22 protein-coding genes are annotated in these 22,404 nt (G+C 62.9%); 12 read left to right on the forward strand and 10 right to left on the reverse strand.

Annotated features, from left to right (window positions below):
• Positions 1-48 precede the first annotated feature (48 nt).
• From QQK18_RS23065 to QQK18_RS23080, 4 genes are all read right to left on the reverse strand, one after another.
• Positions 49-1,188 carry an OmpP1/FadL family transporter gene (locus QQK18_RS23065; RefSeq protein ID WP_284342753.1) on the reverse strand — a complete coding sequence of 380 codons (1,140 nt, stop codon included), beginning with the start codon at positions 1,186-1,188 and terminating at the stop codon, positions 49-51.
• 184 nt (positions 1,189-1,372) lie between these two features.
• On the reverse strand, positions 1,373-2,257 hold the full coding sequence (locus QQK18_RS23070; protein ID WP_284342754.1) for a DMT family transporter: 885 nt from the start codon (positions 2,255-2,257) through the stop codon (positions 1,373-1,375).
• 105 nt (positions 2,258-2,362) lie between these two features.
• Positions 2,363-3,295, reverse strand: coding sequence for a DMT family transporter (locus tag QQK18_RS23075; RefSeq protein ID WP_284342755.1), 933 nt, complete (start codon positions 3,293-3,295; stop codon positions 2,363-2,365).
• A gap of 115 nt (positions 3,296-3,410) precedes the next feature.
• Positions 3,411-4,397: a glycerophosphodiester phosphodiesterase family protein gene (locus QQK18_RS23080; RefSeq protein WP_284342756.1), complete on the reverse strand. Its 987-nt coding sequence runs from the start codon at positions 4,395-4,397 to the stop codon at positions 3,411-3,413.
• A 191-nt stretch (positions 4,398-4,588) separates the two neighbouring features.
• Here QQK18_RS23080 and QQK18_RS23085 point away from each other — a divergent pair, with 191 nt between their 5' ends.
• On the forward strand, positions 4,589-6,241 hold the full coding sequence (locus QQK18_RS23085) for a vWA domain-containing protein (protein ID WP_284342757.1): 1,653 nt from the start codon (positions 4,589-4,591) through the stop codon (positions 6,239-6,241).
• Positions 6,242-6,376: 135 nt separating this feature from the next.
• On the opposite strand, the gene QQK18_RS23090 is transcribed toward QQK18_RS23085, so the two are convergent.
• Complete coding sequence (locus QQK18_RS23090; protein ID WP_284342758.1) at positions 6,377-7,312, reverse strand: LysR family transcriptional regulator; 936 nt, start codon at positions 7,310-7,312, stop codon at positions 6,377-6,379.
• A gap of 113 nt (positions 7,313-7,425) precedes the next feature.
• Between QQK18_RS23090 and QQK18_RS23095 the strand changes: the two genes are divergently transcribed.
• Both QQK18_RS23095 and QQK18_RS23100 read left to right on the forward strand, forming a co-directional pair.
• Positions 7,426-8,334 (forward strand): alpha/beta hydrolase, encoded by a 909-nt coding sequence (locus QQK18_RS23095; protein ID WP_284342759.1) that lies wholly within the window; start codon positions 7,426-7,428, stop codon positions 8,332-8,334.
• Positions 8,331-9,278 carry an MBL fold metallo-hydrolase gene (locus QQK18_RS23100; RefSeq protein ID WP_284342760.1) on the forward strand — a complete coding sequence of 316 codons (948 nt, stop codon included), beginning with the start codon at positions 8,331-8,333 and terminating at the stop codon, positions 9,276-9,278. Before QQK18_RS23095 ends, QQK18_RS23100 begins: the two co-directional genes overlap by 4 nt.
• A 109-nt stretch (positions 9,279-9,387) precedes the next feature.
• Here the strand turns inward: QQK18_RS23100 and QQK18_RS23105 are convergent, their stop codons facing one another.
• On the reverse strand, positions 9,388-10,122 hold the full coding sequence (locus QQK18_RS23105; RefSeq protein WP_284342761.1) for a head GIN domain-containing protein: 735 nt from the start codon (positions 10,120-10,122) through the stop codon (positions 9,388-9,390).
• Between the two features lie 200 nt (positions 10,123-10,322).
• A complete protein-coding gene (locus tag QQK18_RS23110) occupies positions 10,323-11,534 on the reverse strand; it encodes an NADP-dependent isocitrate dehydrogenase (protein ID WP_284342762.1) in 1,212 nt (403 codons plus the stop codon).
• Positions 11,535-11,691: 157 nt separating this feature from the next.
• Between QQK18_RS23110 and QQK18_RS23115 the strand changes: the two genes are divergently transcribed.
• Positions 11,692-12,117 carry a MarR family winged helix-turn-helix transcriptional regulator gene (locus QQK18_RS23115; RefSeq protein ID WP_284342763.1) on the forward strand — a complete coding sequence of 142 codons (426 nt, stop codon included), beginning with the start codon at positions 11,692-11,694 and terminating at the stop codon, positions 12,115-12,117.
• A gap of 210 nt (positions 12,118-12,327) precedes the next feature.
• Positions 12,328-13,608 (forward strand): beta-ketoacyl-ACP synthase II, encoded by a 1,281-nt coding sequence (gene fabF, locus QQK18_RS23120; RefSeq protein ID WP_284342764.1) that lies wholly within the window; start codon positions 12,328-12,330, stop codon positions 13,606-13,608.
• A 179-nt stretch (positions 13,609-13,787) separates the two neighbouring features.
• Here the strand turns inward: fabF and QQK18_RS23125 are convergent, their stop codons facing one another.
• Complete coding sequence (locus QQK18_RS23125) at positions 13,788-14,123, reverse strand: TfoX/Sxy family protein (RefSeq protein WP_284342765.1); 336 nt, start codon at positions 14,121-14,123, stop codon at positions 13,788-13,790.
• Complete coding sequence (locus QQK18_RS23130; RefSeq protein ID WP_284342766.1) at positions 14,120-14,563, reverse strand: GFA family protein; 444 nt, start codon at positions 14,561-14,563, stop codon at positions 14,120-14,122. Before QQK18_RS23130 ends, QQK18_RS23125 begins: the two co-directional genes overlap by 4 nt.
• A gap of 104 nt (positions 14,564-14,667) precedes the next feature.
• Here QQK18_RS23130 and QQK18_RS23135 point away from each other — a divergent pair, with 104 nt between their 5' ends.
• The 5 genes from QQK18_RS23135 (at position 14,668) to rpsD (ending at position 19,026) form a co-directional block, all read left to right on the forward strand.
• Positions 14,668-15,261 carry a GNAT family N-acetyltransferase gene (locus QQK18_RS23135; RefSeq protein WP_284342767.1) on the forward strand — a complete coding sequence of 198 codons (594 nt, stop codon included), beginning with the start codon at positions 14,668-14,670 and terminating at the stop codon, positions 15,259-15,261.
• A gap of 122 nt (positions 15,262-15,383) precedes the next feature.
• Entirely contained in the window at positions 15,384-15,977 is a 594-nt protein-coding gene (locus QQK18_RS23140; protein ID WP_284342768.1) for a GNAT family N-acetyltransferase, read from the forward strand.
• Between the two features lie 48 nt (positions 15,978-16,025).
• Entirely contained in the window at positions 16,026-16,820 is a 795-nt protein-coding gene (locus QQK18_RS23145) for an RNA methyltransferase (protein WP_284342769.1), read from the forward strand.
• Positions 16,821-16,893: 73 nt separating this feature from the next.
• Positions 16,894-18,132, forward strand: a complete 1,239-nt coding sequence (locus QQK18_RS23150; RefSeq protein ID WP_284342770.1) for an MFS transporter — start codon at positions 16,894-16,896, stop codon at positions 18,130-18,132.
• A gap of 276 nt (positions 18,133-18,408) precedes the next feature.
• Positions 18,409-19,026 carry a 30S ribosomal protein S4 gene (rpsD, locus tag QQK18_RS23155; RefSeq protein WP_284342771.1) on the forward strand — a complete coding sequence of 206 codons (618 nt, stop codon included), beginning with the start codon at positions 18,409-18,411 and terminating at the stop codon, positions 19,024-19,026.
• A 73-nt stretch (positions 19,027-19,099) separates the two neighbouring features.
• Here the strand turns inward: rpsD and QQK18_RS23160 are convergent, their stop codons facing one another.
• Positions 19,100-20,542 (reverse strand): peptide transporter, encoded by a 1,443-nt coding sequence (locus QQK18_RS23160; RefSeq protein ID WP_284342772.1) that lies wholly within the window; start codon positions 20,540-20,542, stop codon positions 19,100-19,102.
• 128 nt (positions 20,543-20,670) lie between these two features.
• Here QQK18_RS23160 and ttcA point away from each other — a divergent pair, with 128 nt between their 5' ends.
• A complete protein-coding gene (gene ttcA / locus QQK18_RS23165) occupies positions 20,671-21,546 on the forward strand; it encodes a tRNA 2-thiocytidine(32) synthetase TtcA (protein WP_284342773.1) in 876 nt (291 codons plus the stop codon).
• A 27-nt stretch (positions 21,547-21,573) separates the two neighbouring features.
• Positions 21,574-22,386 carry an inositol monophosphatase family protein gene (locus tag QQK18_RS23170; RefSeq protein ID WP_284342774.1) on the forward strand — a complete coding sequence of 271 codons (813 nt, stop codon included), beginning with the start codon at positions 21,574-21,576 and terminating at the stop codon, positions 22,384-22,386.
• Positions 22,387-22,404 lie beyond the last annotated feature (18 nt).

The following is a 22,404-nucleotide window of genomic DNA, read 5'->3' on the forward strand; positions in this document are numbered from 1 at the left end:
ACCGGAAGGCCTAAGGCCTTCCGGTGATACTTCTCTGAAACTCGTGGTTTAGAACGAGCCCTTCAGTCCGCCGCTGACGGCGAAGATCGAGCCGTTTTCCCAGCTCTCGCCCTCGAGATTGGAACCGTCAGCGAGCGTGCTGACGGAGACGCCGCCGGTGAACTGCACCGCTTCCGTCACGTCGTAGAGGGCACCGAGCGACAGGCCCCAGCGGTCCATCGAGGCACTGGCTTCGTAGACGTCGTCGGAAACCGGGTTCGAAGCGCCCTGGTCCCACGTCACTATGCCGACAAGGCTCAATTGCTCGTTGACCTGATGGCCGATGCCAGCGCTCAGTTGCCAGCTGTCGCGGTAGGAGAGGTCTGAGCTGATCGTCCCGGCGGTCGTAGTATCGACATCGAGAGCCTGCAACACCGACCAATCGGTCCACTTGACCGAGGCAAGGGCAAGCCAGCCGGGCGCAATGCCAGTCTGGGCATTGACCTCGACCGACTGAGGCGTGGTCTCTTCCGCGGTCGCCGGGCCGCTGAGGAGGGTGCCGTCGAAGGCGGTGCCCTCGAATTCATAGTCGATCGCTGCGTTGTAGATAGCGCTCACCCGCAGCGCGTATTCAGGAATTTCGTAGGCAAGGCCAGCGCGCCAGCCGAGGCCCCAGCCGTCGATTTCGAGCGGCGCGGTAGTCAGAAACGGGGTCGGCAGCTCAGCTTCGTACTTGATGGTCTGCGCCGACACGCCGCCGACAAGGCTGATGATGCCGGGGCCCATTTCGATGCCGTAGGCACAGGTCAGGCCCAGGTCCAAGGAGGTCAGCTTTTCGCTCACAGCCTTGCCGCCGGGGAAGGCGAACGCATACGTAAGATCCCGCTCGACTTCGGTTCCCCAAGGGTTCTGCGCGGAGACAAGGCAGCTTGCATTGGGCGCGAGGTCTGCCTTGATGCCGAAGTTAAAGTAGATCTGGTCCTTGTGCGAGACCAGCGTCCGCCCGTCGGGAGAGAACGCAGTGTTGGCGAGATCATGGTTGATACCGACATAGGCGACCGTGCCCTTGGCGGTATAGGTCGCCGGATCGAAAAGCAGCTCCCAATCATAGCCATTGGCTTCGAGCCCGCTGGCGTGCGCCGCCCCGGCGAGCGAAAGGCTGAGCATGATGCCCGATGCAGCGCCTGCGAGCCGCTTCCGCGTCTTCATTGGAAAACCCTCCCCAAAATCGACCCGCGGCAGCCTAGTCCCGTTTACTTCCGAAACCGTAAATATTAGGGGCCGCCGCGTGATTGACGTATACGTCAATGTGGCGGAATTTCGAACTCGGGTGAATCACGGCCGCGTGATATGATGGTGACTTTCCACGGCGATCTTGTCGCGTGCACAACCCTCACAGGCCACTGCGATAAAAGAAGACCCTTGGCTTCCAGCGGATGGGGCGCCCTTCCACGAGGACGTTGAGGAGCCCCGCGCCGACGACCACCGACAGTCCTATGACAGCGAGTGCGTCGGGGAATTCGGCGTAGAAGGCTGCGCCGAAGATGATCGCCCAGATGAGCTGGCTATACTGCACCGGCGCCACGAGATTGGCCGGCACCCGGCGGGTGGCGCCGATCAGCAGCAGGCCGCCGACGCCGCCGAACCCGCCCACCAGGATGAACATGCCCATCTGCTGGGGCGTCGGTACGACAAAGGTGGGCAGCATCATCAGCCCGTTGAAGACGACCGAATAGAGCACCAGAACGCCGACCAGGCTGACGCGCTTCTCGTGCGGGGCGATGTGGCGCAGGATGGTTGTCGTCACCGAGCCAAAGCCGGCACAGGCGAGGGTGGCCAGGTGGCCGAGTTCAAGGCTGCGGAAGCCCGGGCGCACCACCAGTAGCACGCCGAGAAAGCCGATTAGCAGCAGTGCCCAGCGCAGGCGTGATACCCGTTCCTTGAGCACCAGCACCGAGAGGAGCGTTACGAAAATCGGCGTGGTGAAGGCGATGGCGTAGACGTCGGCGAAGGCGATGTGGGTGAAGGCGTAGATGACGAGGGCGCTGCCTGCGATGGCGGTCAGGCATCGCAATTGCAGAAGCCACGGATGCTTCATCCGAAACATCTCGCGCCAGCGCTCCCCACGATTGGCAACGACCGCCGGAATGATGGAAAAGGCAGTGGTGAAAAACGCGATCTCGAAGACGGAGAGGGCGGGACCGATGCCTTTGATCAGGGCGTCGGCCATGGAAAAGCTGGCATAGGCCAGAAACGCGAGAACGACGCCGAGCGGCATCTGAAAAGTCCGAAGGTGGGAAGTCGAGGAGACTCGGTGGGAACCGGGCTACCATACAAGGCTCCCGGCACCGCGTCATCAGACAAATCCGCAGAGTCTGGGCGATCAAACTTGCGGTCCACGCACCTCCGAGACCGGCGGATTGGTGCTCCCCTTGCGAGCGCGATATTCGGCAAAGCGGCTGGCGATGCGGGCCCGGGCGCCGTCGAGAAAGATGTTGACGAGGCCCGAGACGACGACCAGCGTCAAGCCGAGGAAGGCGAGGACATCCGGCACTTCCGAAAAGAACGCCGCTCCGATGCCGATGGCCCAGACGATCTGCACGTATTGGACCGGCGCAACCTGGCTTGCCGGTGCGTTGCGAGTGGCGGCGATCAACAGGATATGACCCATGCCAATGAAGCTGCCGCTAACGGCGAGCAGTAGGAACTGCCCCAGGGTCGGCACAACGAAGGCCGGGATCATCAGTATGGCGTTGACGACGAGGACATAGATCGCCGGCAGCAGGATCAGCGTCACCCGCTTCTCCTTTCCGGCGATGACGCGCAGGACGGTCGTGGTAATGGCGCCGAACACCGGGCAGAGGACGGCGGCCAGATGTCCGAGGCCCAGCTCACGGAAGCCGGGGCGCACGACCAGCAGCACGCCGGCAAACCCGACGAGCAGCAGCAGCCAGCGGGTAACGCCGACCCGCTCCTTCAAGAGGATCACCGAAAACAGGGTGATGAACACCGGCATCAGGAAGACCAGCGAATAGGTCTCGGCGAAGGCGATGGTGACGAAGGCATAGGTGACCAGCATTGCCGATGCGACGCCGCTGAACGAGCGCAGGTGCACGAGAAACGGGTGCCGCAGGCGGAAGGCCTCACGCCAGCGTTCGCCCTTTGGTTTGGCAAACAGGGCCGGCAGCAGAGAGAAGGCGCCGATGAAAAATCCGATCTCGAAGACCGAGAGCGACGAGCCGAAGCTTTTGATGACGGCGTCGCCACACGAATAGATCGAGTAGGCCGCGAGCGCGAAGAAAATGCCGATCGGCATCGTGCATCCAGAGTGTGACAGGGTAGCGGCAGCCGGCCGCGAGGGGGCGGCTGAATATAGAGGTGGACGCGTTTGGCGTCGATGGGAAGTTGCAGTTCCGCCTGGCTGAAGCGCCTTATTTGTGGGTGGCGATGGCCGGGCCGATGACCTCGATTCTGTTGGTCCAGAGATACCCGGAGAAATCCTCAGGCACTTGGGCGAGCTGATCGAGGGTGTCGATGCCGGCCGTACCCGAATCGCCCGCCTCGTAAGGGCCCATGAGAATGACCTCGCTGCCGGCGTCGCGCAGCCGCGCGATGAAGAGGTTGGGCCATCCCCAGAGAAACGGTGCGACATTGAGGGGCACCATCACCTTGGTATTGCGGCAGGCCTGCGGCATGAAGCCGGTCCAGCCTATCGCCTCGTATTGCAGCAGGCAGTCGACAAGTCCCCGGCGCGACCAGACGGCAAGACCATCGATGAGATCGGCGGCGCGGTAGGTGGGCTCATCTCCGCCATAGGCGCCCCATACGTTGCTTCGCCAATCCGGATTGGCGGCGACAAGTGCGGCCAGCATGTCGCCCTCACGCATCTCGCGGCTCTTGAAGTTGATCAAAAAGCGACCATCGGGCAGAGCCTCAAACACCTCGGCAAGCTCGGGCAGCTGACCGGTGTATTTGCCGCGGAAGGGGTAGGTCTCGCCACCGTCGGCAGTGTAGCCGTAGCCGATATCGAGGGTCTTGAGGTCGGCCATATCGTGACTGCGCGTTTCGCCGGTGCCGTCGGTGCGGCAGTCGAGCGTCCAGTCGTGCATTACGGCAAAGCGCCCGTCGGTCGTCGGATGAACGTCGAGCTCGACGATATCGGCACCGGCGGCAAAGGCGGCCTGCATCGAGGCGATGGTGTTCTCAAGATATCCATGGGTGGGCGGGTAGATCCGGCTGGCGGTACAGGTGTCGCCGGTGAGATTGTCGCGGTCGAAAGTCTGGTGCACGCCGCGGTGGGAGATCAGAGTAACGGTCGGATCAGCGGCGCGGGCGATGCGCCAGGAGGCGTTGAAGACGTAGACAGCGACGGCAAACAGGACCAACACGCCGACGGCACGTAATACGAATCTTTTCATGGAAATCCCCAACCCAGAGAAGGCGCAGGTTCATTTCATTATTGTGGCGCAAAACTGGTCGGTGGCCGCCACCAAGCGTATGAGCTGTCGATTAATGAGCTGTTCATCGGCAGGTCATGCAAGGCATGTTGAAAAGTCCGCCATTCCATGCGCTTTGTTGGGCTCGCGCATGCATCTGGAGGGCGATCGACATGCGGATACTTCAATCACTCGTACTTGCGGCAGTCGCCGCGCTGGGTTTCTTGCTGCCATCGGTGGCGGCGGAACGGGCCATCATCGTGCTCGACGGATCGGGTTCGATGTGGGCGCAGATCGACGGGACTGCGCGGATCACCATCGCGCGCGAAACGCTCAACGACGTGCTGCAGTCGCTGCCGGACGACCTCGAACTGGGTTTCATGACCTACGGGCATCGCGAGAAGGGCAACTGCACCGATATCGAGCTGCTGGTGCCGCCGGCGCCCGGAATGGGCGAAGCGATCGGCGCGGCTGCGGCCGACATCAATCCCAAGGGCATGACGCCGCTGTCGGATGCAGTGCGCATGGCAGCCGAGGAACTGCGCTATACCGAGGAGCGGGCTACAGTCATCCTGATCACCGACGGTCTCGAGACCTGCGAGGTGGACCCCTGCGACCTCGGCTTCGAACTCGAGTCGGCAGGCATCGACTTTACCACGCACGTCGTCGGTTTCGGGCTTTCGGACGACGAGGGCCGGCAGGTCGCGTGTCTCGCCGAGAATACCGGCGGGACCTATCTGCCAGCAAACGATGCCGATGCACTTACCTCGGCACTGACGCTAACGGTAGCGGAAGTTGTCGAACCCGAACCCGAGCCTGAGCCGGCACCCGAACCAGAACCGGTCGCGCTCGAATTCAATCTCTCCCCGGAGGCGGTGATGGCGGAGGGCGGAGAACCGATCGTTCGTTCCGGGACTGCCTGGAACGTCTATGAAGCCCGCGCCGACGGCAGCCGGGGCGAGGGGGTGACCTATGGCTACGGCAACCCATTCGAAACAAGCCTGGAGCCAGGTGACTACATCATCGCCATCAAGGAAGGCGAAGTCGAAATGGAGCAGGCGGTGACGGTCGCCGCCGAAGAGGTCGCCCGGCCTCGCTTCATACTGAACGCCGCCACGGTCACCCTGCGTGCCTACGCGGCAGAGGGCGGGCCGGTGGCCGAGGGAGCCGCGCTCAACCTCTACTATCCGGGCGGAGACACCTACGGCTACGGTGAGGAGACCTTCATCGTTCCGGCAGGCGAGGTGACCGCCACCGCCAAGGTCGGGCAGGGCGAGGTCAGCGAGACGTTCACGATCGCGGCCGGTGAGACGATCGAGAGGGATCTCGTTGCCGGCGTCGGGCGGGTGGTGGTCAACGCCGCCTATGTGGAGGGCATGAAGGTCGAAGCCGGTGGCCTCGGCGTCAACGTCTTCAAGGCGTCGGCCTCCATCGACGGATCGCGCGAGGAAGTCGGCTACGGCTTTGGTCCCGACACAGGCTACGACCTGCCGCCCGGCGATTACGTTGCCGTCGTCAAGATGGACGACGCAACCGCTGAAGTGGCCTTCACCGTCGAGACCGGCAAATCGGTCGAGGTGGTCGGAGTGCTCGAGGCTGGCGTGGTCGCCATCACCGCGGCCGGCACGGACCGGCTCAACATCTATTCCGGCAAGGCCGACATCCAGGGCAACCGGAAGGAGTTCGGCTACAGCTACGACGAAGAGTACCAGCAGACCCTGCCGGCCGGGAAGTATGTCGTGGTGGCGCACTTCCCCGACGATGTCGAAAAGGAGGTGCCGTTCACCGTAGCCGCCGGTGATCGTGTCGACGTGACGGTCGAATAGGCCTCAAAGCGCGATGCGGTTTGACGGATCAAATCGCACCGCGCTCTGACTTTTGTTGTCGCGGGGACTTTTCGCGAAAAACCCGCCCCACCTTTTCGTATCCCCGTGAATCTCGATTCCATCGACGACAACCTTCTACGTCGTGGCTTCAACATCTGCCGCCACTGCCTTGATTTCCCTCCGGAGCCACTGATGTGGTTTGGCCCGCGTGTTGCGAGGATGCCAGAACAGACAGATGTCGAAACCAGGCACTTTCATCGGTATTTCGAAGGTTCGTAGGCCGGCTCCCTCGCCGAACTCCCTTGCCAGCCTGCGGCCCATGTTGAGAATCAGTTCGGTGCCGCGGAGGAAGCGCGGCGCGCTCGCGTAGTAGGGTGTCGTCGTCGCTACCGTGCGTCGCATGCCGAGATCACTCATGCCGGCATCGACATTTCCCATCACGTAGCCTCGCCTCGACACGAGTATGTGGGGATAGTGCACACAGTCCTCGATCGTCAGCGTGGCGGTCTCGCCTTCACCGACCAACGGGTGGTTAGCGTCGACCACCGCGACAAAGGTCTCATGCAATAATACTGACCGCTCCAGCCCGGCAATCGGGCGCCAGGCCGGGCCGATCAGAAGGTCCAGGCTGCCGCCGAACAGAGCCTGCTCGTCCTCCTGCGGCGTCGCCGGAAGAAAAACGAGCCGGATTCTGGGAGCGGCCGCGCGCAGCCGGGCCTCGATCGCCGGGCCGAGTATCGCCAGACTGTACTCATCCATTCCAATACAGACCGTCTGGCGCAGCGCGGCCGGATCGAACTCGCCCACCGAATTGAGGCCAGTGACGATCTGGGCCAAAGCCAACTGGACATGCGGCCATAACTCGATCGCCGTGCGCGTCGGCACCATCGTGTTGCCCGACCGCTCCAGTACACGATCGTCGAGTGCGCGTCGCAGACGCTCCAGCGCGTTGCTTGTGCTCGACTGGGTAATCCCGAGGCGCCGTGCCGCGCGTGAAACGCTGCGCTCGTCCATGAGCACGTCGAAGACCTTCAGCAGGTTAAGGTCAAGGTCCCCGAGCGGCACGGGCATGGCACCGATCCAATCGATCCTGTCAATAATTGATATCGTTCTGGTGTCCGTTCCCAGACAACTTGCCCATGTCTACTTCTTCCCTCGGCGTCAGGCCACACGAGGAGAGAGATATGGAGAAGATTGGTTTCGAGGTGGATGGCGAGACGGTCATCGGAAATCTTGAATTGCCCGAGGGTGCGTCACTCGCCAATTCGGTGCCGGCCCTCGTCTTCACCGGCCCTTTCACCGGCGTCAAGGAACAGGTGACCGGCACATATGCTCGGCTCTTGGCCAAGGAGGGTTTTGCCACGCTGGCCTTCGACCATCGCAATTTCGGCGAGAGCGGCGGGCGCATCCATCAGCACGAAGCACCATCCAAGAAGCTCGATGACCTGGCGGCGGCGACCGGCTATCTCGCCGCGCGACCGGAGATCGACGCGGGGCGCATCGGTGCGGTCGGCATCTGCCTCGGTGGCTCCTACGCGCTTCACTTTGCCGCGTTCGATCCGCGCATTCGCGCCTTGGCCACGGTCGCCGCGGCTTATCTCGACGCACGCCCCTCCTCGGCGGATGCGGCGGCCCGCAAGGCCGAGTGGTTCCAAGGCTATGCCAGCGAGCTCGCCCTGCTTCACGAAGGCTACCCCACGCACATAAAGGCTGTCACCGATGTAGAGGGCGAGGCAGCAGGCATGCCCGGCCAGGAACCCTTCGACTATTACGGCACTGACCGCGCCTACAGCCCGCATTGGAAAAACGAGATCACCCGGCTTTCGGGCTACAATCTTGCCCGCTTCGACGCTGTACTCGGCGCCGACTATCTGGCCGCCACGCCAACGCTCGTCGTGCATGGCACGACCGATCTCTACTGCACGCCGGAAGCCGCGATGCGGACCTTCGAGCGCATCGGCGCGCCCAAACGTATCGAATGGATCGAGACCACCAACCACATCGAACTCTATGACAGCCAGCCGCATGTGCGCGCGGCGGTATCTCATGTTGCGGACTGGATGAAAGAGCATCTCCAAGGAGCGAGGACATGAAACCCGGATCCGACGACATCAATACCCTGTCTCGCCGAGACCTGATCAGGACAGCGGGTGCTGGTGCACTGGCTGGCGTCGGTCTTGCAATGGCAGGCACGGTCACCTCGGCGCAGGAGCGCACCGGGACCGTCGACGTTGAGAGGCACTCGGTGGAAATGCCGTTTCCGCTGAACGCCTATGTGGTGGAGGGCGAAGACGGACTGGTGGTCGTCGACGCCACGCTCACCAACACGGCCTCAAGGGAACTGCGAGCCCGGGTGGACGGCTTAGGGAAACCCCTGCGGGCGGTTCTTCTCACCCATCCCCATCCCGACCACTATGCGGGGCTCGGCAATCTGACGGAGGGTCTGGACATTCCAATCGTATCGCTCGCCTCGGTCAACGACATCGCTCGGCGCGACGATGCCGAAAAGGATGCGGTCATCAGCAGCATGTTCGGCGAGGAGTGGCCTCGAAACCGCGTATTCCCCAACGACACCGTTGGCGATGGCGACATGCTCGACTTTGGTCCCGGCCTGCGGTTTACAGTCATGGATGTGGGACCTGCGGAATCCTTCCATGACAGTATCTTCGTCCTGGAGGGGTCGGCTCCGGCCGCCTTCATCGGCGACCTCGTCTACTCATTCATGCATCCCTACATGGCCGACAACACCAACCCCGAATGGAAGCGGGCAATTGGCCGGCTGCGGTCGGAACTGCCGGAGGACATGATCCTCCATGTCGGTCACGGCCTACCGGTGACGCCAGCTTTCCTAGCCTGGCAAGAAGCCTATCTCGACCGCTTCGAGGCCGCAATAAAGGCTGCCGACTGGAGTGATCCAGAAACCGCCCAGGCGGCCGTCGTGACCGACATGACCGCCTTCCTACCGAGCGATAAGCTGCTGTTCTTTCTGGAGCAGTCGATCTTGCCCAATGCGAGGCGGCTCGGCATGACGAGGTAGGTGACTCTGGATCGGGCACTGCCCCGACAAATCTCCGAGGCTGAGCGCAGGCGCAGGCGATTGTCGAGTGAGGCGCGAGGACAGGCGCGACCCGGCCTCCACGCATTACTCAGTCGTCGAGATCGATGTCGCCGCCGCTCGAGCTGTTGAAATCGGTTTGGGCGGGATTGCCGGAAATGCCGATGTCGCCGCCGCTCGAGGCATTGGCGCGTATCGATTCTAGCGCATGAACGTCCATGTCGCCACCTGACGAGGCGTTTGCGGTCACGGACTTGCATACTAGGTCGGCGAGGTCGAGATCGCCGCCGGACGAGACGTCGGCATCGACCGTCTCGCAGCTGCCTGCAGCCGCGAACGAGGCACCGCTCGAGACACTGGCGGAAAAGCTGCCGACGGTCACGTCAGCAAGGTCGATGTCGGCGCCGCTCGATGCATTGGCCTTGAGGGTGTCGCCGCTCATGCCGCTTGCGGCGACATCGGCACCGGAACTGGCTTCGATCCGGTCGAGCTTGGGCATGGTGATGTGGACGGTGACATCGGGCCGGCCATTGACCAGCAAGCCAAGCAGGCCGCCGCTCATGATGAAGTCGAAGAAATCGGCCTCGAAGCGCGCGCGCAGCGTGCCGTTCTCGACATCGAGCTCGAGCTTGTCGAACGGTTCGGAGCGCTCGGATTCAACGCTCACCGATTGCTCGCCGCCGACGGTGACCACGGCATTCAGTCCCGTGGCGATATCGATGGCATGAAACGCGGGCAGGTCATACTCGCGAGTTTCGGCCAGGACCGGCCCTGTGGCGGCGGCGAAAGCCGCGGCTGCAAGTGCAAGTGCAAGTGCTGCGCGCATAGTCGTGTCTCCTCCAGGTGCGGACCCGACACATTCTGGACAGCGCCATGCCCGCCGCAAGCTAGAAAGCGACGAAAGCCGCCCATCGAACGACGAAACGGGAAAAGCAGGGACCCAGCCGCGGCGCGACCGGGCGACTGTCGGATAAACGAAAACGGCGCCCCTCGGGGCGCCGCTCCTGATGGACAATCCGGAAAGGATCAAGCCATCGCCTTCTGCAGGTTGGCGTCGATGGCATCGAGGAAGCCGAGGGTCGACAGCCACGGCTGATCCGGGCCGACGAGCAGCGAGAGGTCCTTGGTCATCTTGCCTTCCTCGATGGTGTCGACCGTCACCTTCTCGAGGGTTGCGGCAAACTTGGCGAGTTCGGCGTTGTCGTCGAGCTTGGCCCGGTGCGCGAGGCCGCGGGTCCAGGCGAAGATCGAGGCGGTGGAGTTGGTCGAGGTTTCCTTGCCCTGCTGATGCTGACGATAGTGGCGGGTCACCGTGCCATGTGCAGCCTCGGCCTCGACGATCTTGCCATCGGGCGACATCAATACGGAGGTCATCAGGCCCAGCGAGCCGAAGCCCTGGGCGACGGTATCCGACTGCACGTCGCCATCGTAGTTCTTGCATGCCCAGACATAACCGCCCGACCACTTGAGCGCGGAAGCCACCATGTCGTCGATGAGGCGATGCTCGTACCAGATCTTCCTGGCCTCGAACTCACCCTTGAACTCGGCCTCGTAGATCTCCTGGAAGATGTCCTTGAAGCGCCCATCATAGGCCTTGAGGATGGTGTTCTTGGTCGACAGGTAGCAGGGGACGCCGCGGTTGAGGGCGTAGTTCATCGAGGCGCGGGCGAAGTCGGCGATCGAGTCGTCGAGGTTGTACATACCCATGGCCACGCCGGAGCCGGGAGACTGGAACATCTCGTGCTCGATAACGGTCCCGTCTTCGCCGGTAAACTTGATGGTCAGCGTGCCCTTGCCAGGGAACCTGAAATCGGTGGCGCGGTACTGGTCGCCGAAGGCGTGACGGCCAACGATGATGGGCTGCGTCCAGCCGGGCACCAGGCGCGGCACGTTCCTGCAGATGATGGGCTCACGGAAGATGACGCCGCCGAGAATGTTGCGGATGGTGCCATTGGGCGACCTCCACATTTTCTTCAGCTTGAATTCCTCGACACGCGCCTCGTCGGGCGTGATCGTGGCGCATTTGATGCCGACACCGTGCGTCTTGATGGCGTTGGCCGCATCGACCGTCACCTGGTCGTCGGTGGCATCGCGGTTCTCGACCGAGAGGTCGTAGTACTCGATCGGCAGATCGAGATAGGGCGTGATGAGCTTGTCCTTGATCGCCTGCCAGATGATCCTGGTCATCTCGTCGCCGTCGAGATCGACGACGGGGTTGGCGACTTTGATTTTGCTCATGGGAAGCTTCCTCCAAAGGACATTCTGGCACGCGGTCGGCCGGGTTCGCGCCCCTATAGCATCGGTGCCGGAAAGCGCAAAGCTTTGCTGAGCAAGGGGGCTACGCACACGAGCACACCCTTGACTTCGTGCATATGCACGGTCTACCGAACAGTCAATGCAGGACGATTTCTCTCAGTGCCTGGTGCTCAACACTCGCATGGCCGCCCGCGCGGTGACGCGGCGGGCCGACCGCAAGTTGCGCCCGTTCGGGGTGACGGCGGCGCAGTTCAACATCCTCGGCGCCTTGCGCCAGCAGTCGGGCCGGTCGGTGACCGAGATCGCCAACAGCATCGCCATGGACCGCACGACCCTTTCCCGCAATCTCGACGTGCTGGAACGCAAGGGCCTGGTCGAGACGATTCCGGCGGGGACCGGCTTGCATGGCAACAGCCGGCTCTCCCAACTCACCGAGAAAGGCGGCGAACTTTTCGAACAGATCGTTCCGGAGTGGCGCAACTCGCAAGCCGAATTACGCCTTACCCTCAAGGAACCGGGTTTCGGAGAGGTACTCGCCGCGTTGCGGCAGCTTTCACGAATTTAGGGTGTATTGGAATTCAGGTGATGCCGGTCTGCAAATGCCCATTCTCTGCGCTTCCGGTGCTCTCGTACCCGAAGGTACGCTGCGCTCCGGTTCTCGATAACGGGCATTTTCGCCTCGGCCTGACCTGAACCCCAACACACCCTAGGCCACGGCCTTCAAGATGCCACGGTGACATAGGACACCGTGCATATACACCCCAGGAGACTTTCGATGCTGAAGCCCGACCCCACCGATCCCATCGTCGTCACCGGAATGGGCGTCGTCAGCCCACTCGGGGTCGGGGTCGCGACCAACTGGCAGCGGCTGTTGGCCGGTGAGAGCGGCATCGTGCCCAACACGCGCTTCGATGTGACGGACTTTGCCTGCAAGATCGCCGGACTGGTTCCGACAAAGGCAGAGGATCCGGAAGGGTTCGACCCTTTGGTGGCGGTCGATCCCAAGGAGATCAAGAAGATGGATCTCTTCATCCAGTACGGGCTCGTGGCAGCGCAGGAGGCGATCGCGCAATCGGGCTGGGCGCCGCAAACGGAAGACGAGAAGCAGGCGACCGCCACCATCATCGCGTCCGGTGTCGGTGGATCACCGCTCCTGGTGGAATCGGCCTATACGGTCGAGCACAAGGGGCCGCGCCGGCTGTCGCCGTTCACCGTGCCTGCGTTCCTCGCCAACCTCGCAGCTGGTTGGATTTCCATCCACTACGGCTTCAAAGGACCCATTGGCACGCCAGTCACGGCTTGCGCGGCTTCGGCGCAGGCAATCGGCGACGGCATGCGCCTGATCCTGACCGGGGAGGCGGACGTGGCGGTGGTCGGCGGTGCCGAAGGTTCGGTCGATCCGGTCTCCATTGGCGGTTTTGCCGCGGCGCGCGCGCTCAATACCAGCTTCAACGACGACCCTCGGGGCGCCTCGCGACCGTTCGATGCCCGGCGTGCGGGCTTCGTGCTCGCCGAGGGCGCCGCGGTGCTGGTGATCGAGAAACTGAGCCACGCGCGTGCGCGCGGCGCCAAGCCGCTGGCGACGCTTGCCGGTTATGGAACGTCGGCCGACGCCTATCACCTGACCTCCGGCGAGCCGACGGGCGCGGGTGCGCAGATCGCCATGCGCAAGGCCATAGAGATGGCCGGCATCAGCTCGAACGATATCGGCTATGTCAATGCGCACGCAACGTCCACCGAGGTCGGGGACGCGGCTGAGATCGCCGGTATAGCGGCCGTGTTCGGCGAGCGCGGAAAGAGCCTGGCGGTCTCGTCGACCAAATCCTCGACCGGGCACCTGCTCGGGGCCGCAGGCGGCATCGAGGCCATCATTTCGGTGACGGCGCTCACCAACGATACGCTGCCGGCCACCCTCAACCTGGAGGATCCGGACCCGACGGCCGCGATCTTCGATCTGGTGCCCAAGACCCCCAAGTCCAAATCGCTGGATTATGTCCTTTCCAACGCCTTCGGCTTCGGCGGGGTCAACGCCACGCTGGTTTTTGGGAAAGTCTAAGACGCGTGGACGCTTGGGATTCTCAGGGCTAAGCAAACATGTTCAAGGCAGTCTTTTTTGAGCTGTGAGCCGATCATTCCGGGGGAGGCGACATCACAACCACCGGGTCATCCCCGCGAAAAGCGGGGACGTTGGGGGGACAAGTGTGCCGTCCCAGCTTGCGTCCTAGGCCCGATAACCTACTTCGCGGGCAACGTCCTGACGAAGGCTTCGGCGAGCGCGATCCATTCGCCAAGGTCGTCATCGTCCTCGACGGCGTCGCCATCGACCTCGACGAAGCCGGCCATGGTGCGGCCGGTGAAGTTCATGGGGCGGGCGCCCGGACGGGTGAGGGCCTCCTCGTAGGCGTCCTTGCCGACACGGGCGAGAAGGCCTCCGTCCTTCATCGGTCCGACCAGCATATTGCCGTCCAGCATGAAGGCGACGCCCCCGAACATCTTCTGCTCGCGGATACCGGGACGGTCCGCGAGCAGGATCCGGATACGATCGGCAAGATGGTCCGCAGCCTGGCTCATGATATCCGCTTTTCCCGATAGGTTTCGTGCCATGGTAGTTCGTCAGCGATCATATCCCATTGCCGATGCGAACGCGCGAAGATCAACTGGTTGGGCGCATACCAGTCGTTGTGGCCGGCAAAGAAGCCGACGCTGACCATGCGCACGTCCGGAGCACGCGAGGAGGCTCCGAAGAGCGGATTGCCGCAGCCCGGGCAGAAGTGGCGCGTGAAGACAGCGCCGGAGTCGCTTGGCGAGCCGAAGCTTTTGATCTCCCCTGTGATCGAGAGCGCGCCGAGAGGCACGAGCACCGCGGTCGAATGGCCGGTGCCGGTTGCCCGCTGGCAATCGAGGCAGGAGCACATGAACATCGAGAGCGCTGGCCCGGCAATCCGCATGGTGACGCTTCCGCATGCGCAGGTGGCGGCGATATCGATGATGGTATGGGAGCGCGAGGTCATGGCGCGACGCTGCCACGGTTGCGTGCGCCCGGCAAGCACGAGCAACAGTCTTGATTTTGCCGGAGAGGGTCGCAAGAGTGCCGCGGCACAACCGGCGGACGGCCATGACACTGCATCCCGACTACCCGATCGAAACGGAAAGGCTGGCGCTGCGGCCTTTTACGCGGGGGGACGTGGATGCAGTCCACGATTACCGGCGGCGTGAGGACGTGGCCGAGTATCTGTTCGATGCACCCCTCAGCCGGGAAGAATGTGCCGAGGCCGTGCAGCAGCGCATCGGACAGATCGCCTTCGAGCTCGAGGGCGACAAGATCGTGCTAGCCGCGACGCTGCGTGAGACGGGCATGCTGATCGGCGAGGTGTCATTGATCTGGCGAAGCGTCGACGCCCAACAGGCAGAGATCGGCTGGATCTTCCATCCCGAACACCACGGCAGGGGCTACGCCACGGAGGCCGCCACGGCGCTCCTCGAGCTTGCTTTCGGACCCGGCGACATGCACCGGGTGATGGCGCGATGCGATGCGCGCAACAGTGCTTCCGCCCGGCTGATGGAGCGGCTCGGCATGCGCCGTGAGGCGCATTTCCGCGAGCATGCGCTCTTCAAGGGGCAGTGGGACGAAGAGTACATTTACGCCATCCTCAAGCGGGAATGGCAGGCGCGCCAATATGTTGAGAGCCCCGTCGCGTTGCATCGATAAAACTCGCCTACAAATGAGCAAGATATTCCACTTCCGTCCCGGGAACCGCCGGCCTTAGTGTCACGTTTGGCGCCTACGGAATTTGGGCGTTTGCAGCGAGCAGCGGAGGGATCGCGGCGGCCATGACATCTTTAGCTTTGCCTATTGAAACGAGCCGGCTGATCCTGCGCAGCTTCGAGCGCGGCGACTTCGACGCGCTCTGTAGCTATCAGCTTCTTCCCGAAATGCAGCGCTATCTGGAGTGGCCGGTCTGGAACGAGACGGATGTGGCGACAGGACTCAACCTGATGCGCACGCAGGTTTGCCTGCACAGGCCCGGTGACACTTTGAGCCTTGCGATCGTGCGCAAAGGCGATCTGCAGCTCATTGGTCAGGCGTCGCTGCGCTGGTCGGATGCGACGGCGGGGCAGGGTGAAGTGCGCTTCGCGCTCAATCCGCGCTTTGCCGGAAACGGCTATGCGATCGAGGCGGTGGGGGCGGTCCTCGATCTGGCGTTCGACCATTTCAAGATCCACCGTGTTTTTGCCCGTTGCGACGGACACAATCATCGGGCCGCCAAGCTTATGCAGAGGCTCGGCCTGCGGCTCGAGGCGCATTATCGCGAGCACGCGCTGTTCCAGGGCGAGTGGGACGAGGAGCTGCATTTTGCTATCCTCGACCGGGAGTGGCGCCGCTCGGGCAAGATCCGCGAGATGCACGCACCGCGAGTCGCCTAAGCACCTTGCCCGCTTCAATTGCCGCGCGACTTGAAGTAAGAGCGCGGCATGGCAGGCACGGATTCCTCTCAAGCATTACAGTTCCGGCCCGGTCCGGCGGTCATCCTTTGCGAGCCGCAACTGGGCGAGAACATTGGCGCGGCGGCGCGGGCCATGGCCAATTTCGGGCTGTGGGACCTGCGGCTGGTCAATCCGCGCGATGGCTGGCCGAACGAAAAGGCCGTCGCCAACGCGTCCAAAGCCCATCATGTAATCGATCGGGTGCAAGTTTTCGCGACGGTCGAGGAGGCGGTTGCCGATCTGACGCTCATCCATGCAACCACGGCGCGATCGCGCGACATGCGCAAGCCGGTGCTGGGGCCAGAGGACGCCTGCCTCGGGCTTTCTGCCCATATCGGTGGTGGGGGCAAGGCGGGGATCCTCTTCGGCCGGGAAAAGTGGGGGCTGCTCAATCCCGAGGTGGCGCTTTCAGATGCTATCGTCACCCTGCCGGTCGAATCCGCCTTCGCTTCGCTCAACATCGCCCAGGCAGTGCTGATCCTCGCCTATGAATGGCGGCGGCAGAGTGGCCTCGCCGAGACATTGCCGTTTGGCGAAAACATCGGGGAGCCGGCGCCGAAGGCGGAAGTCATCGGCATGTTCGAGCACCTCGAATCGACGCTCGACAAGACTGGGTTCTTCACCACCCCGGACAAGCGGCCGGCCATGGTCAACAATCTGCGCACAATGTTCTCACGCGCGCGCTTCACCAGCCAGGAGGTGAGGACGTTCCGCGGCATCATCTCCTCCATCGACCGAGTGCACGAGCGGCACCGGAGCAAGCGCGGCAAGAACGACGAATAAACTCCACCGGCCTGACGCTTTTGCGCAAGATCGGCTTTGACGCCATGCATGCGCCGTGGCATCGAGGAGCATCATGAGTAGCTCCGCTCCCGCCGACAAGCGCCGTCAGGCCTTCACCTATGTCGGCTTCCGCTTCTTCTGGCTGACGACGCTGACCGTAAGCTTTGCGGTGCAGATCATGTCGGTCTCCATCGCCTGGCAGATCTACGACGTCACCGGCAACGCGTTCCTGCTGGGGCTGGTCGGTCTTTGCCTTTTCCTGCCGGCGCTGCTCCTGATCCTCGTCACCGGGTTGACCGCCGATCGCTTCAACCGGCGCATGATCATGCGGTTTTGCCTGATGGTGGAATTCGCATGCGCCATTGGGTTCCTGCTATTCGTCAACGCGCAGGCGCACGAGGTCTGGCCGATCTTCGGCATTCTGGTGGTGCTCGGCACCGCGCGCGCGTTCTGGGGGCCGGCGGCGCAATCGTTGGCACCGAACCTGGTGCCGCCCGAGGCGCTGGCCAACGCCATTACCGTCAACGCCTCGGCATGGCAGTTCGCCTCGATCATGGGACCAGCGGCCGGGGGGCTGCTCTACGGCATCTCCCCCACGGTCGCCTTCGGCACGGCAGCGGCGCTGCTCATCGCCGCCGTCGTCAGTGTCTCGCTCATCCCCAAGCCTCACCAGCGCGAATCGCAGCAGGCGACGAGCCTCGAGACGATGCTGGCGGGTTTCCGCTACATCTTTGCAAACAAGGTGGTGCTCGGCGCCATCTCGCTCGACATGTTCGCGGTGCTGATGGGTGGGGCGGTGGCGCTGCTGCCGATCTATGCCAAGGACATCCTGCACGCCGGTCCCGAGGAACTGGGCCTGTTGCGGGCGGCGCCGGGGGTCGGCGCGATCGTCATGGCGCTCGTCCTGACGCGCTTTCCGGTGCGCGACCATTCGGGCAAGCTCCTTTTCGTCTTCGTCGGGCTCTTCGGCGCCTTCACGGTGGTATTCGGGTTCTCGACCACGGTGTGGATTTCGGTGCCGGCGCTGGCCCTGGTCGGCGCGTCCGACATGGTCAGCGTCACCATCCGCGAGACCATCATGCAGCTGTGGACGCCCGAGGAGGTGCGCGGGCGAGTCAATGCGGTCAACAGCGTTTTTATCGGCGCCTCCAATGAGCTCGGTGAATTCCGGGCCGGTACCGTCGCCCATCTCATCGGGCCGGTGCCGGCGGTCGTCATCGGCGGGTTCGGGGCTATCGCGGTCGCCGTGATCTGGAGTCAGGTCTTTCCGGGTCTGCGCGAGCAGCGAGCGCTCGACAAGCGCATGGCATGAGAGATAGAGAGCGAATAGCGAGGTAGCGAATAGCGAATAGAGGGAGCGCAGGCCCCTCCGGGGTGGTGGTCGATTCGCTCCTCCCTATTCGCTATTCGCTCCCTTCCGCTCTCTTCCCTTGACTTTGCGGCGGCCGATGCGTATCACGCCGCAACCTATAGCGGCCCAAGGCCCTTAGGCGCACCCGAGACTTCCAGGTTTCTTGAGGTCTGTCGGCCGTTCGCGAGAACGGCAGAGGAGGGCGCGATCCATTGGTTCGTTTAACAAGGATACGCGATGTCGAAGCGCAACTCAGTCAAGCACAAAATCGATCGCCGTCTCGGCGAAAACATCTGGGGCCGTCCCAAGAGCCCGCTCAACGACCGTGCCTATGGCCCCGGTCAGCACGGCCAGCGCCGCAAGGGCAAGCTCAGCGACTACGGTCTGCAGCTGCGGGCCAAGCAGAAGCTCAAGGGCTACTACGGCTCGATCACCGAAAAGACGTTCCGCCGCTATTACGCCGAGGCCTCCCGGGTCAAGGGCGACACCGGCGAGAACCTGATCGGCCTTCTCGAGCGCCGTCTCGACGCGGTCATCTACCGCGCCAAGTTCGTGCCGACCGTGTTCGCCGCCCGACAGTTCGTCAATCACGGCCATGTGCTGGTCAACGGCAAGCGGGTCAACATCCCGTCCTATCAGGTCAAGGTCGGCGACAAGGTCGAACTGCGTGACAAGTCCAAGCAGCTTGCCATCGTCCTCGAGGCGACCCAGCTCGCCGAGCGCGACGTGCCGGACTACGTCGAGGCCGACCACAACAAGATGATCGCCACGTTCGCCCGGATCCCGGCGCTTTCGGATGTGCCCTATCCGGTGCAGATGGAACCGAACCTGGTGGTCGAGTTCTACTCGCGCTAAGCCAAGCGAATATTCTAAGAGAAGGGGCCGCTCCTATGGAGCGGCCCCTTCGTTTTTTCGTTGCATCCCGACGCTACTGAGCAGGCGTCGGAATGTCGCTGACGCTTTCCTTGATTGGTTCCTGGTCGAGCGGAATGAAGCTCTCGAACTTGCGAAGGCGCATGTAGACCGACTGCAGCTCGACGATGGTCGTCCAGGCGCGGGCGAAGAACTGGAATGAGGACGACACCTGCCCGAAGGCGAGTTGCACCTGCTGGTAGAGGCCCATGGTCAGGGCGCCCGCCAGAATCGACGGTGAAAGTGCCAGGAGGGGCACATAGCCGACCATGTTGATGTACGCATAGCGGGCGAGGTTGAAGTAGGTGTAGTGGAAATAGAGGCGGAAGTAGTTCTTCTGGACGCCGGCGAAGAGTTCCCTGACCGTGGGCGGATCAGCACGCTCAGCGTTGTCCTCTCCAAAGACGAGTTCCTTACGATAGGCCGCTTCCACACGCTGGTTGGCAAAGTTCAGTCCCGGCAGCTTGATTCCGACCGTGGCCAATAGCACCGTTCCAAAGATCGCCGCTGCCAGAGCCACCCAGACGAGCCCCCCCGGGATGTCGCCGATGATGGGCAGACCAGTGATGTTGGCCGAAAGTTCCCAAAGCAGCGGCAGGAACACGACCAGCGTGATCAACGAACCGAAGAAGGCCGTGCCCAGGTCCTCCATGATCTGGGCGAAGCGCATGGTATCTTCCTGCACGCGTTGTGCCGCACCCTCGGTTTGCCGGATATGGGGCCAATAGGCCATGTAGTAGAAGTTCATCGCCTTGCGCCAACGGAAGACGTAGTGGGACGTAAAGAAGGCGAGCAGCACGGCGACGATGATCGTCGGCATCAGCACGGCGAAGAGCGTGAACACTTCTCCATAGAACTGTTCCGGCGTCACTGACCTGGGTTGGGTCAGCGCCAGCTGGATCATGTTGAAGAACACACCCGACCAGGCGTTGACGAAGGCTTCTACCTGCACCTGAAAGTAGATGACCAGCAGGATGCCCGTCGAGCCGACGACCGACCACCAGTACCACTCGTTCCGCCTGTAGAAGTACCAGAAGAGGCAGAACAGGAACGCCACTATCAGAACGTATTGGTAAAGCCAGACGCGCTCGCCATTGAAGAAGCTGGCGCCCGAGGACTGGTTGGCGGCGGCCGCCGCTGCCTGCTGGGACGGGGTGGTACTTTCCGTTGCCGCTGGAGCGTTGGGATCGGATTGCTGGGCGCCTGCGGCCGGATCCGCGGGGGTTGGATCGCCGGGTGTTGCCGTCGTCGGCTGATCGGCCGCCGAGTCCGGCGCTGCTGCGGCGACCGGATGGGTGAAGCGGTCGATACTCACCGCTGTGCGCAATGGATCGCCGACGGTGAACCAGATGAGCACGGCCAGCAGCATCCAGAGCACTGCCGAGGAGAAGAAGAGCTTGGGAACGGGAAAGAAGGATCGAAACACCGCGAGACTCCAGGTGCCGAGGGACTGCGTCATCTAACTGACGCAAATCGACTAACGCAAGGAAGGGAAATTAAACCTTGGTAAGGTTGACGTGAGGCCGATGCCGCTTTCCCTTGGTGTCGTGAGAGGCTATGAGCGTCGGCGCGGGAACGGAGTTGCCCATGAACGAGATTGCGCTCGAAATCCGGCCAGACGAAGATCAGGATGCCGCTGCCCATCCGATCTTTGCCGATGCACCGCGCACGGTCGAATTCAACAAGCGGCGCAAGCGCCTCATCCGGTTGACGCGGGAGGCGATCGACAAGTTCGGGATGGTGCGGCCCGGCGAGCGGTGGCTGGTTGCGCTCTCGGGCGGCAACGACAGCTATGGGCTGCTGGCGTTGCTGCTCGACCTCAAATGGCGGGGGCTGCTGCCGGTCGAGCTGCTTGCCTGCAATCTCGACCAGGGCCAGCCGAACTTTCCCAAGCACATCCTGCCGGAGTTCCTTTCACGCCTAGGCGTGCCGCATCGGATCGAATACCGCGACACCTATTCCATCGTCACCGACAAGCTGCCGGAAGGCGCGACCTACTGCTCGCTCTGCTCGCGGCTGCGGCGCGGGCATCTCTACCGCATTGCGCGCGAAGAGGGGTGTTCGGCGCTGGTGCTGGGGCATCACCGAGACGACAGCCTCCAGACTTTCTTCATGAACCTCTTTCATGGCGGCAAGCTCGCGGCCATGCCGCCGCGCCTGCTCAACGACGAAGGCGACGTCGAGGTGCTGCGCCCGCTCATCTACTGTGCCGAAGAGGATCTGGCGCGGTTTGCGCAGGCGATGGCCTTTCCGATCATCCCCTGCGATCTCTGCGGCTCGCAGGACGGGCTCGAACGCAATGCGATGAAGGCGATGCTCAACGACATCGAAAAGCGCATGCCCGGACGCAAGGACGTCATGATCCGCGCGCTCGGGAACATAAACCCGAGTCATATGCTGGATTCCAAGCTGTTTGATTTCATGGCCCTCTCCAGACCCGGGAACGGCCAGACGCGCGATTGACGCCCCACCGCCAAAGGAATTTGCTTGATGAATATCGAACGGCTCGCCCAGGTACTGCGTGAGGCTGCGCAGCAGGAGATCATGCCGCGCTTCCGCCGGCTCGATGAGGGGATGATCCGCACCAAATCGAGCGCGACGGACCTGGTGACTGAAGCCGACGAAGCGGCGGAGCGCGCCATCACCAAGGCCATCCTTGCCCACAATCCCGACCATCTGGTGATCGGCGAGGAAGCCGTCGCCGCCGATCCGGCGCTGCTCGACAGCCCGATCGACGACCGCATCGCCATCTTCATAGATCCCGTCGACGGCACCTATAATTTTGCCTCCGGCCTGCCGCTGTTCGCGGTAATGGCGGCAGTCGTGCAGAACGGGCAGACGGTCGCCGGCATCATCTACGATCCGCTTGGCGACGATTGGATCATGGCCGAGAAAGGGACCGGTGCCTGGCAGGTCTTCCCCGATGGCCGCATGACGCGGTTGAGTTTTGCCTCGCCCGTGCCGGTGTCGGGGATGACAGGAGCCGCTTCAACAAGTTTCCTGCCGGGTGAGGCAAGGCGCACCGTCATGGCCAACCTCTCCAAGGTCGCCGTTGCCGCCAACTACCGTTGCGCGGGCCATGAGTACCGTCTCGCGGCCGGCGGCAACATGCATTTCCAGATGTACAGCAAGCTGATGCCCTGGGATCACCTTGCCGGTGCGCTGATCGTTGCGGAAGCGGGCGCGTATCTCGCGCGCTTCGACGGTTCGGCCTATCGCCCCGAGCACCGCGATGGCGGACTGATCATCGCGCCGGACGAAGCCGGCTGGGAAGCGCTGCGGCGCGAGATCTTCACGATCTGATGCCCAGCCCTTGCACGA

This window comes from Devosia nitrariae (assembly GCF_030160115.1).
Taxonomy (GTDB): Bacteria; Pseudomonadota; Alphaproteobacteria; order Rhizobiales; family Devosiaceae; genus Devosia; species Devosia nitrariae.